Origin of the sequence: Faecalispora sporosphaeroides DSM 1294, assembly GCA_000383295.1 — a bacterium.
GTDB lineage: Bacteria > Bacillota > Clostridia > Oscillospirales > Acutalibacteraceae > Faecalispora > Faecalispora sporosphaeroides.
In genome coordinates, this window is record KB911066.1 from 198,851 (window position 1) to 209,780 (window position 10,930).

Below are 10,930 nucleotides of genomic sequence, written 5' to 3' on the forward strand. Positions count from 1 at the left end.
CTGGCAGATGTTGCCGGAGCTGCATAGTATATTCATACCAGCATCTGTGCGGAGGTGGAAACATGGAGATCAGAACCAAGATTTACGACTGCAAAAATCCTGAGCAGAATCCGGTGCCCCGTTGGATGGGGTATTACGGAAAATCGGATCAGAGCAGTGTTGAACTGGATCCTGTCGAGCAATTCAAACAGAATCCGGACAGCTTTTTCCCCGAGTTCACCAAGAAAAAGTGAAAGCGCCGCGCCTGGTAATACACCGGCGCGCGCCGATTTTGCCGCCAGCTGAAACTGCGGCGTTAGAAATGCCCCGGCCCTGCGTACTGCAGGCCGGGGCAAGCTGTTTTTATTTCTTATTGAAGCTGTCTTTGAGCGAAACCGAACGGTTAAAGACCGGGTGCTCCGGTGTGCTGTCAAGATCCGGGCAGAAATAGCCCTGGCGCATGAACTGGAACGAAGCAGGCGCACAGGCTTTCGCCACATCGGGCTCCACTTTGCAGTCTTTCAGAACCGTCAGCGAATCCGGGTTTAAAAGCTCCAAAAACTCGCCGGCTTCCGGATCGGGAACGGTGAACAGGTTGTCGTACAGGCGAACCTCTGCCGAAACAGCGGATGCCGCATTGACCCAGTGAATGGTGCCCTTCACCTTTCTGCCGTCCGGCGTGTTGCCGCCGCGGGTGGCCGGATCGTATTCCGCGTACACCTCCACCACATTGCCGTTTTCATCCTTTTTGCAGCCGGTGCAGCGAACAATGTACGTCGTTTTCAGACGAACCTCGTTCCCGGGGAACAAACGGAAATAGCCCTTCGGCGGCGTTTCGGTAAAATCGTCGCGCTCAATCCAGACTTCCCGCGAAAAATCGACCTTGCGCGTTCCGTCCTCGGGCCGGTTCGGGTTATTCTCCACCTCGAACTCCTCCACCTGATCCTCCGGATAATTGGTGATGACCAGCTTGATCGGGTCGAGCACGCACATCACACGCTGCGCGTTCAGGTTCAGGTCCTCGCGCAGGCAATGCTCCAAAAAGGCATACTCCACCGTGCTGTTCACTTTAGATACGCCCAGGCGCTCAATAAAGTTGCGAATGGAAGCCGGGGTATAGCCGCGGCGGCGCAGGCCGCACAGGGTGGGCATGCGGGGATCATCCCAGCCGGAAACGTATTCTTTTTCCACCAGAAGGCGCAGGCGGCGCTTGCTCATGACCGTGTTGTTGATGCCAAGGCGCGCAAACTCGATCTGGCGGGGCTTGGAGGGCAAATCCACATTCTGAATCACCCAGTCGTACAGCGGGCGGTGATCCTCAAATTCCAGGGAGCACAGCGAATGCGTAATATCCTCCATCGCGTCCTCAATCGGGTGCGCATAGTCGTACATGGGGTAAATGCACCATGCGTCGCCGGTTCTGTGGTGAGCGGTATGGCTGATGCGGTATAAAACAGGGTCGCGCATGTTGAAGTTACCGGAAGCCAGATCGATCTTTGCCCGCAGCGTCATGGCGCCGTCCGGGAATTCCCCGGCGCGCATTCTGCGGAACAGATCGAGGCTTTCTTCCACCGGGCGGTCACGATACGGGCTTACCGCCGGATTTTTCAGGTCGCCGCGGTTTTCCCTCATCTCATCGGGCGTCAGCTGACATACATACGCAAGGCCCTTTTCAATCAATTTTTCCGCAAGCTGATACATGGTTTCAAAATAATCCGAGGCATAATAAAAACGGTCGTCCCAGTCGTAGCCAAGCCAGTGGATATCCTCCTGAATGGCGTCGACATATTCGGTGTCTTCCTTGCTGGGATTCGTGTCGTCCATGCGCAGATTGCAAATGCCTCCGAACTTTTCCGCCGTGCCGAAATCGATGCAGATGGCCTTCGCGTGGCCAATATGAAGATAGCCGTTCGGCTCGGGAGGAAAGCGGGTGTGAACGCGCTTGCCCTCAAAGCGCCCGCCCGGCGCGATATCCTCCGCAACGAATTCATGAATAAAATTGCCGGCAGACTCCGGATTCAACGGTTCTCTTTTTTCTTCGCTCATCGTATTCTCTCCATTACCCTTCACATTTTTTCAGGCCCAGCTCCAACCGACGCAGGGATTCTTCCCGGCCGAGAATGGCCAGAATCTCCATCGCGCCGCCCGGCGTAACCGTCTGGCCGGCCGCCGCAATCCGCACGGGCCAAAGAAGCGTACCGTTTTTTACCTCGAGCCGCTGCGCCAGCTCCAGTAGCGCTTCGTGCAGGCTCGGCACCGTCCAGTCGGGCAGTTCTTTGAGGACGGAAATCGACTCGCGCAGCAGCGGCGCGGAATTTTCCAGCGTCGTTTTGCTCTTCTTATTCACAAAGAAATCGGCAGGATACTCCGGCAGATCTTTCAAAAAGCCGATCATCCCGGGGATTTCGCTCAACTTTGTCACGCGGGGCTGCAGAATCAGCGTCAGTACAGACCAATCCGCCTCGGTATCGCCGAATGCCTGGCGATAATATGGCATCGCATGCTCCGTGAACTGCTCCGGCGTCATGGCGCGCAGGTACTCACCGTTGAGCCAGGTCAGCTTGTCGTAGTCAAATATAGCGGGCGACTTGCTGATGCCCTCGATGGAAAAACGCTCGACCAGCCCCTGCATGTCCATTTTTTCCTCGTTGTCTTTGGGGCACCAGCCTAAAAGAGCGATATAGTTGATGATCGCCTCGGGCAAATAGCCCTCCCTGACCAGATCGGCAAAGCCGGTGGAGCCGTGGCGCTTGGAGAGCTTCGACGCCGTACCGTCGGCGTTTCTGCCCTTGATCAGCGGCAGATGCACATACGTGGGAATCTGCCAGCCGTAGGCCTCATACAGCAGATTGTACTTCGGCGTGGAGGAGAGGTATTCGCTGCCGCGCACCACATGGGTAATCTCCATGAGGTGATCATCGATCACGTTAGCAAAGTTATAAGTGGGGAAGCCGTCGGACTTGAGCAGAACCTGATCCTCCAGCTCCTTATTCTCTACGGAGATATCGCCGTAAACGGCATCGTGGAACGTAGTGACACCCTCTGCCGGCATCTTCTGACGGATGACATAGGGCGTGCCCGCCGCGAGCAGACGGTCAATTTCCTCCTGCGGGAGGCTGCGGCAGTGGCGATCGTACCCGCCGAACGTATTTTCCTCATGCAGCGAAGCCAGGCGCTCCTTCGTACAGAAGCAGTAATATGCTTTTCCTTCCTGTACAAGCTGCTCGGCATACTTTTTATAAGTATCCATGCGCTCGCTCTGCACATACGGCCCATAAGGCCCGCCGATGTCGGGGCCTTCGTCGTGCTGCAGGCCAACCGTTTTCAGGGTGTTGTAAATCACCTCGACAGCGCCCTCCACCTGACGTTCCTGATCGGTATCTTCAATCCTCAGGACGAAATCCCCGCCCTGATTCTTCGCAATCAGATATTCATACAGCGCTGTGCGCAAATTGCCCACATGCATAAACCCGGTGGGACTGGGAGCAAATCTGGTTCTAACTTTTTTCTCTTGCATAGTAACACCCCTTCAGGATTGAGTTGTTTCCATAGTTGACATCAATCTGTTTCCCCGCTTTCGGCGGCAAAAATTGATTCCTTTGTCTTTCAGACGAAAACAGCCTCTTTCTGTTATTATATCAAAATTTGGAATTTATTCAATTATTTTCTTTGTTTTGTGCCAGGTAATTCACATATTCCTCCAGGCACATCCCCAGTTTATTCATTCTTTGCGCATTTTCTTTGCCGACATAGCGGTAATGCCAGGGTTCAAACATGATTTTGGTGACGTTCTCTTTCTCTCTGGGGTAGCGGAGAATAAAACCGTATTCCGCAGCGTGCTGCGTCATCCACTCATAGCCCTTCTCTTTTTCAAATTCCGGGCGCACCCCGTTGATGTCGATCGCTAGACCGGTATTGTGCTCGCTGTGCCCCGGTTGTGCCACGGCGATAGCGGCCTTTTCTTTGGCTTCTTCCGGGCCCATTCCCTTTTGTTCGTTTTCCCTGATTTCGCGTTCCAGCAGCTCTTTTTGCAGCTCCGGCGCACGGTAGGCGGAAGAAATCCAGAGCGTTACTCCGTCTTTTAAGGCTGCGGCGGCCATCTGCCGGTACGGCTCCACAATGCGCTCGTCCATTTCCATGTCAAACGCTTTGACCAAATTGGGCTTATATGGCTCCGGAAGGCCGAAGTCGCAATTGACAAGGAGCAAATTGCTGTCTTTCTCCCAAACCTCTGCCAGCTGCGCGGCAGAGGCCGAAGACTCCGCCGGCGAAGATTCCAAAGCTGAAGATTCGATTCCCCCGGAGGATGACGCTTGCGAAACACTGGGCGTAAAGGTTTTTACCCAATAGATCATCGGTTCATTTTGCGCAATGAATAAAAACAAAACAGAAGAGGCCAGAATTAAAAGGCAAAGCAGCAAGAGCGCCGCCGTATTTTTCATTTTCGGGTGATTCATGATATTGCTCCTTATTTTCCATTGTTTCCCTTAGAATACCTCATTTTTTTGAAATTATGAAACATTACGGGATATGCGGTTCAAATGCAGTGAAGGCACAACAACGCCGCCAATTTTATCCCGCCTTTGGCGAAAATGAAAATGCCCCGTTATAAAAAGTCGTAAAAAGTCATATTGCTTATAGTACCATTCTCGCCCGATGGAAGCAATCTCAAAATTTACACTTCATAATTCTTTTTCTTTTTCTCATACTAAGGACAGCCTTTGAGTGAAAGGAGGCGAGCTCAGATGATGAATTCCAACGACCGTCCCAATCCGTCGATCGGATGCAGCGTAGACCAGTGTCAGTACCACTGCGGAACACAGGATTTCTGTTCTCTGGAGAAGATTCAGGTTGGTACCCATGAAAAGAATCCTACCATGGATCAGTGCACAGACTGCCAGTCTTTCCGCGTAAAGCAGTAAAGAAGGTTCTGTCAAGGCAGGCGTTTTCACCGCCGTGTTTCGGCACAGCGGTGAAAACGTACATAATTCGCTTCGGTGCATAGGATATAATAGCCTCGCGGGGCCAAAGCGTGGCTTTGGACGAGTGAGAGCATCATCATCCACTTTTCGGTTTCGCATCCGGGATGAAACCGCAAAGCTTGTAGGATGATTTATGATTACGGATCTTATTTAAAAAGTAGTGGAGGAAAGTTCCATGCTTCGCATCGTAGCCTATCACCGGGACGCTGCCGTAGAGTATGCCCGCAAATGGGCGTTTCAGAGAAATCCGGCCTATTATAATTTTGAAAATTTGGGAGGCGACTGCACCAATTTTGCCTCGCAATGTCTTTACGCGGGCAGCGGTGTAATGAACTACACCCCCACGTACGGGTGGTATTACAACAGTAGCAGCGACAGAAGCCCCTCCTGGACAGGAGTCATTTATCTGTACCAGTTTTTGACGCAGAACAAGGGCCCGGGCCCTTTTGCCACAGAGACAGACGCCTCTGAAATGATGCCCGGGGATATTATTCAGCTCGGCGACCAAACCGGCAGGTTTTATCATTCCCCTGTGGTTGTGGCGGTGGAGCCGGACGAAATTTACGTCGCGGCCCATACCTTCGACGCATTCATGCGTCCTTTGAGCTCTTATGTATACGACCGCATTCGTTTTCTTCACATTGAGGGCGTCAGAAAATATCAATAATACGGTTTTTCTAAAATTTCCTCTGTTTACCTGAAATTTTTATGAAAATCAGTGCAGAATATAGTTGGTTACACTTTAAAACAGATGATAAATATGGCGATTTCTTCCGCTACCGTAGGCTGCGGAAGAAATCAACCCCTTTTTAAAGCGAAACGACTATAAACACAGAGGTGAATTTTATGGAGAAAAAATATCCCGATTTATATGCTTTGATGAAGGACGACCCGGCTGCCAGACATTATTTCGATTCCCTGCCGGAACACGTGCGTTCGGCTATTGCCCAGCGCCCCGGCGGCGTCAATTCCTTTGAGAGCCTGTGCAGCTATGCCGACAATCTGACACAGGGGGACCGATAACGATGATTTTGCCGCCCGACGTACCCTGGAGTCAGCCTTTTCTGGAAGAAGAGATTTGCGACGACCCGCTGAAACCGATCTCTCAAACTTCGGAAGAACCCCCGTTTCTTCCGTTTCCATTTAAAGACGATTTTTATCGTCCGGAACAGACCCTGTAACAAAAACACTGTACCGTTGTCGGTACAGTGTTTTTGTTTGACTTGATTTTATTTTACAATATTGTTTCCCGTGTCCTTCAGTACAACGTCGTGGGCGCCGCCCTCTACGATAGAGGTGGCGGAAACCAAAGTGATCTTGGCCTTTTTCTGCAGCTCTGGAATGGTAAGCGCACCGCAGTTGCACATGGTGGAGCGGATTTTATTGAGGGTCAGGTTTACGTTGTCCTTCAGCGCGCCGGCATAGGGAACATAGGAATCGACGCCCTCTTCAAAAGACAGCTTGCTGGCGCCGCCTAAATCGTAGCGCTGCCAGTTTCTGGCGCGGCTCGAGCCCTCGCCCCAGTACTCCTTCATATAGCTGCCGCCGATGGTCACTTTTCCGGTGGGACTTTCGTCGAAACGGGCAAAATAGCGGCCCATCATCAGGAAATCCGCGCCCATTGCCAGCGCCAGAGTCATATGGTAATCGTAAACCAGACCGCCGTCGGAGCAGATCGGCACATAGATGCCGGTTCTCTCAAAGTATTCGTCGCGGGCCTTGGCCACATCGATCAGCGCGGTAGCCTGGCCGCGGCCGATGCCCTTTTGCTCGCGGGTAATGCAGATGGAACCGCCGCCGATGCCCACTTTCACGAAATCGGCTCCGCTTTCCACCAGATACAAAAAGCCTTCTCTGTCTACTACGTTACCGGCGCCAACCTTCACCGTATCGCCGTAGTTTTCGCGAATCCAGCTGATGGTTTTCTTCTGCCACTCGGAGAAGCCCTCGGAGGAATCGATGCACAGAACATCCGCACCCGCTTCGATCAGCGCGGGAACACGCTCCGCGTAATCGCGGGTGTTGATGCCCGCGCCGACTACGTAACGCTTGTGGGAATCCAGCAGCTCGAGCTTGTTCTCTTTATGGGAGGCATAGTCCTTACGGAATACCAGATACACCAGATGCTGATTCTCATCCACAATCGGCAGAGCGTTCAGCTTGTGATCCCAAATGATATTGTTTGTCTCTTTCAGGGTAACGCCCTTTTCGGCATATACCAGCTTGGCGAAAGGAGTCATGAATTCAGAAACCTTCGTGTCCGGGTCCATACGGCTGATGCGGTAGTCGCGGCTGGTAACAATTCCCAGCAGCTTGCCGGTTGCGGTTCCGTCCTCGGTTACCGCCACGGTGGAGTGGCCGGTTTTCTCTTTCAGATCCAGAATATCCTGAAGCGTCTGGTCCGGCTTAATGTTGGAGTCGCTTACCACAAAACCGGCCTTATAGCTTTTGACGCGCTGTATCATCGCGGCTTCCTCTTCAATGGTCTGAGAACCGTAGATAAAAGAAATGCCGCCCTCTTTTGCCAGAGCGATCGCCATTTTATCATCCGAAACAGACTGCATGATCGCCGATACCATCGGAATGTTTATGGTGAGTGCAGGCTCTTCGTCCTTCTTAAATTTGACAATAGGTGTTTTCAGGCTGACATTGGCCGGAATACACTCGGCGGAGGAATACCCCGGAATCAGCAGGTATTCGTTAAACGTACGGGAGGGCTCTTCAAAATAATAAGCCATGGATTGATCGACTCCTTTTTCATTCAGACTTCTATTCTTGTTCATTTATAATAATTAGATAATATTATAGTCATATTTTTCACCAATGTAAACAGGCTTGTCCTACAAAATCCTCCGTATCCTCTGAAAAATCATAGCCATTTTGTCAATGTGCGGAGGAGGTTCCCTTTTCGCGCAGGTAGGTCGATTCCAAATCTGCCAAATGCAGCTTCACCGCGATCGGATATTTTTGATAGGCAAGGCTGATCGCGAAGTTCCCGGAGCGGGCGGAATCGTCGAAGCCGCCCATATGCCAGCGGATCGCCACGGCCTCCGCCGGCTTGAGGCGAAGAAAGCGCTCGATCAAAAAGACGGACTTCTCCCCGTGCCCGAAGGGAAAGCTGTCCTCCACCATATAAAACGGGCGTTTCTCCCACGCGCCGGTTTCCTCATTCTTTACATTCTTCGTAGAGGTTTTGTAATACTGCGACTTGCACACATCGTGCAGCAGCCCGCAGATCGCGAAGCTCTCTTCGTTGTCTTTCCCCTCTTCAAAATGCTTTTCTCGCATCACGCGGTACACATTGACGCTGTGCTGTGCGAGCCCGCCCAGGCAGGCGCAATGGAACCTGGTGCTGGCCGGGGCGGTAAAAAAGTCGGTTGTGGAGAGCCACTCCAGCAGCTCCCGGCTGCCATTGCGGTGAATATTCGCGGTATAAATTTCTTCAAATTCTTCTTTGGCATTCATTTTCCTTCTCCCCCATTTTGCACACAATAATGCGTTGGATCACACGATCACTTTTCTACGCTGCCTTGCAGCGGGCCTAAGCCTACATGCCAACACAGATACTGCTGTTGCTTTTTATATCTGATCTGAAAATACGAATTTTCTACGAGTTCCCCATACGGAAATTCTGCCAGTTTCGTGTAAACAGAACGTTTATTGCTCGCGTTGGCGGCTGTTTCTTTCAGTGCGCTCTCAGCGCTCTCCGCCGCCAGAAGCTTTTTCTTCGGCTTGCGCCGTGAGGTTATTATAGCATAAAACCTTCCCCCTTACCATGTTTTTCCCGCAAAGAGAAAAGCCCACTGCCGAAAGGACACCGCAGGCAGGGGCAAATTTTTCTCTATTTCTGGCAAACCGGTGGGCATTCCAGCTGATCGAACGGAATGGAGAAAGTAACGATTCCGGAAACATACGGCGCGATTTCATACAGCTGGAAATAAAACGCAACGCTGTTATCCGTGAGATAAAACCGGTTGGGGTTAAAATACCGGGTGATCAGCTTGCGGTAATTATCAAAATAAATGCCGGGGCATTTCCTCATGTTTTCATCGGCCTGAAACAGGATCTCATCAAGAAGCGCTTTGCGAAAGTTCGTTTTCGGATGAAAAAAATCACATACCTGAACAGCCCTGCACGCTTTCAGAGACCAGGTGTCGGAACGGCGGATGGTATTGCCGTGCGCCCCTCCCGTATACTCATAGGCGTCGCGGTACAGACTGACATAGCAGGAATTGCAGGCGGTCACCCGGTACTGCAGAACGGCGTCGTACGGGTGGAAGGAATCCTGATCCTCCGAGTTGTTTGCGTTATGCAGCGCACACGCTGCCTGACGAAACAGGATTGTCGCCGCGTCATGGAAAAAGCTCTCCACCTGCCCCCAAATGCAGCGATTGATGACGGTTTCTATTCTTCCGCATTCGGGAAGCTCAAATTTGGGGTATTCAATTTTTACCGACAATACCTCGGTTCCGGCGCTGCTGAAAGTCTTATCCAGACTGCACATCAAAAATCTGCACTCTTCCGGTGAGCTCATTATCATCCCTCCCGTTTTCAATGATATGCCCCGAATTTTGCTTTAGACCATTTTGCGGGAGGATTTTCATAATCCAATGGCTGCATGGAAAAAGGCCCCCGCACAAAGCGGAGGCCCTCCCAGAAACAAATGAAAAAGCAGATTAATTTTTAAATACCGCCGCGCCCTGATTGGAGTGTTCCAAATAGCCGGTGGCTGCCGCCAAACGCTGACGCACCCGAAGGATTCCGCCCGCGTAAACAGCGTTGATGCCGGTGGAAGAAAAAATCAGGAGAAACAGCATTGCAGTCTGGCCCCAGAAGATGGTCACATCTGTAAAGCCGTGTACTAAAATGGCGCAGGAACAAGCCGCCAGAAGAATATTCATATTCCCGCAGATTCTGTTGCGGAAACGAGTCAGTACAATTTTACCCTGACAATACAAATATCCAGTAATCACCGCTGCGCCGACCAGACCAAAATTCAATAATGTATCCAGATACAGGTTGTGAGCGTGATATGTTTTGTATCCAAAATATTCTTCGCAGGCCAAACGGTAGGCCGCAGCGCCCTGGCCAAAGAACGGATGATGCTCGATCCCCTTAACGGACGTCGCCCAGATGTTGACCCGCTGATCCCACGATTGATCAATAAACTCAATGCGGGGGAACAGCTCCGGCATCATCAGGCCGGCCGCCACCAGGAACAGTCCGCTGACGCCGATGATTGTCGCGATTTTGCGCTTCCCTTTCAGGTAGAGAAACAAAAGCACCGCAAGCCCGAGAGAAAAAATGGCCGACATGCTGGCTGAAAGATAAAGCCCCACAAGATTGCTGGCGATCACGATCAAATAAAACCGACGATTCTGTGCATTGGTTATCATCCGGTAAAGAGCGATCAGAACAACAAATTCGATCATGGTCGCATAGTAATTTGCATTGGTAAACGTTGAGATCGGGCGGAACGAAGGCACCGTCGCGTAGGTGGAAATCTTTTGAAATACCGCCACCGCCGCACACGCCACACTGCTCAGGCAGGCGGTATCCATCGCCTGATCAAAAAGCTGCTTTGTCATAAAGCTGCGAATATAGAACCCGCAGACCAAAAGAGCCGCGGCAAACAATGAATAAGCGCTTCCAATGTGGTTATTGTATACTTGCCCGACAAAGCCGGTAAACAGAAAAAATAATACAATTCCTATAGAATACGGATCCCCAAAAGCCTCCGCCCGTCTTTCATAATTGATAACCGTCATAAATGCAATCAATGAAACGGCCGCCATACTGACATAAAACGGTAGAAAAATAGATATCGTCAGAAACAGCACCAACATGCCGTTCAGATTTTTGCCCGATTTTAAAGAGATAAAATCGAACGCGTCTTGCTTAAAAATGGTATCAATCTCCTTTCTTTCTGCGGCAGAAATTCACCTGCACAGAATTGTGAAATTACAGCG

General features: G+C 51.3%; 11 protein-coding genes. 4 read left to right on the forward strand and 7 right to left on the reverse strand.

Translation table 11 applies throughout. The features are described from left to right. Positions 1-62 precede the first annotated feature (62 nt). Positions 63-233 (forward strand): hypothetical protein, encoded by a 171-nt coding sequence (locus G340_RS18150; RefSeq protein ID WP_177309632.1) that lies wholly within the window; start codon positions 63-65, stop codon positions 231-233. 109 nt (positions 234-342) lie between these two features. Here G340_RS18150 and G340_RS0101075 read toward each other — a convergent pair whose 3' ends face one another. The 3 genes from G340_RS0101075 to G340_RS0101085 form a co-directional block, all read right to left on the reverse strand. Continuing rightward, on the reverse strand, positions 343-2,025 hold the full coding sequence (locus tag G340_RS0101075) for a glutamine--tRNA ligase/YqeY domain fusion protein (protein ID WP_020071801.1): 1,683 nt from the start codon (positions 2,023-2,025) through the stop codon (positions 343-345). 13 nt (positions 2,026-2,038) lie between these two features. Then, complete coding sequence (gene gltX / locus G340_RS0101080) at positions 2,039-3,496, reverse strand: glutamate--tRNA ligase (protein ID WP_020071802.1); 1,458 nt, start codon at positions 3,494-3,496, stop codon at positions 2,039-2,041. Positions 3,497-3,635: 139 nt separating this feature from the next. Then, a complete protein-coding gene (locus tag G340_RS0101085; RefSeq protein ID WP_020071803.1) occupies positions 3,636-4,436 on the reverse strand; it encodes a M15 family metallopeptidase in 801 nt (266 codons plus the stop codon). A 288-nt stretch (positions 4,437-4,724) separates the two neighbouring features. Here G340_RS0101085 and G340_RS17360 point away from each other — a divergent pair, with 288 nt between their 5' ends. From G340_RS17360 to G340_RS18155, 3 genes are all read left to right on the forward strand, one after another. Continuing rightward, a complete protein-coding gene (locus tag G340_RS17360; protein ID WP_009063651.1) occupies positions 4,725-4,901 on the forward strand; it encodes a DUF1540 domain-containing protein in 177 nt (58 codons plus the stop codon). 235 nt (positions 4,902-5,136) lie between these two features. Next, entirely contained in the window at positions 5,137-5,628 is a 492-nt protein-coding gene (locus tag G340_RS0101095; protein WP_020071804.1) for an amidase domain-containing protein, read from the forward strand. 179 nt (positions 5,629-5,807) lie between these two features. Then, on the forward strand, positions 5,808-5,984 hold the full coding sequence (locus G340_RS18155; protein ID WP_020071805.1) for a hypothetical protein: 177 nt from the start codon (positions 5,808-5,810) through the stop codon (positions 5,982-5,984). A gap of 206 nt (positions 5,985-6,190) precedes the next feature. Here the strand turns inward: G340_RS18155 and G340_RS0101110 are convergent, their stop codons facing one another. From G340_RS0101110 to G340_RS0101125, 4 genes are all read right to left on the reverse strand, one after another. Next, positions 6,191-7,699: an IMP dehydrogenase gene (locus G340_RS0101110; protein ID WP_020071807.1), complete on the reverse strand. Its 1,509-nt coding sequence runs from the start codon at positions 7,697-7,699 to the stop codon at positions 6,191-6,193. 145 nt (positions 7,700-7,844) lie between these two features. Then, on the reverse strand, positions 7,845-8,426 hold the full coding sequence (locus G340_RS0101115; protein WP_020071808.1) for an HD domain-containing protein: 582 nt from the start codon (positions 8,424-8,426) through the stop codon (positions 7,845-7,847). 376 nt (positions 8,427-8,802) lie between these two features. Next, positions 8,803-9,495 carry a DUF3298 and DUF4163 domain-containing protein gene (locus G340_RS0101120; protein WP_020071809.1) on the reverse strand — a complete coding sequence of 231 codons (693 nt, stop codon included), beginning with the start codon at positions 9,493-9,495 and terminating at the stop codon, positions 8,803-8,805. Positions 9,496-9,637: 142 nt separating this feature from the next. Then, the gene (locus tag G340_RS0101125) at positions 9,638-10,807 is read right to left on the reverse strand and encodes an O-antigen ligase family protein (RefSeq protein WP_081626908.1); all 1,170 of its coding nucleotides are present in this window, start codon (positions 10,805-10,807) and stop codon (positions 9,638-9,640) included. Between the last annotated feature and the right edge of the window lie 123 nt (positions 10,808-10,930).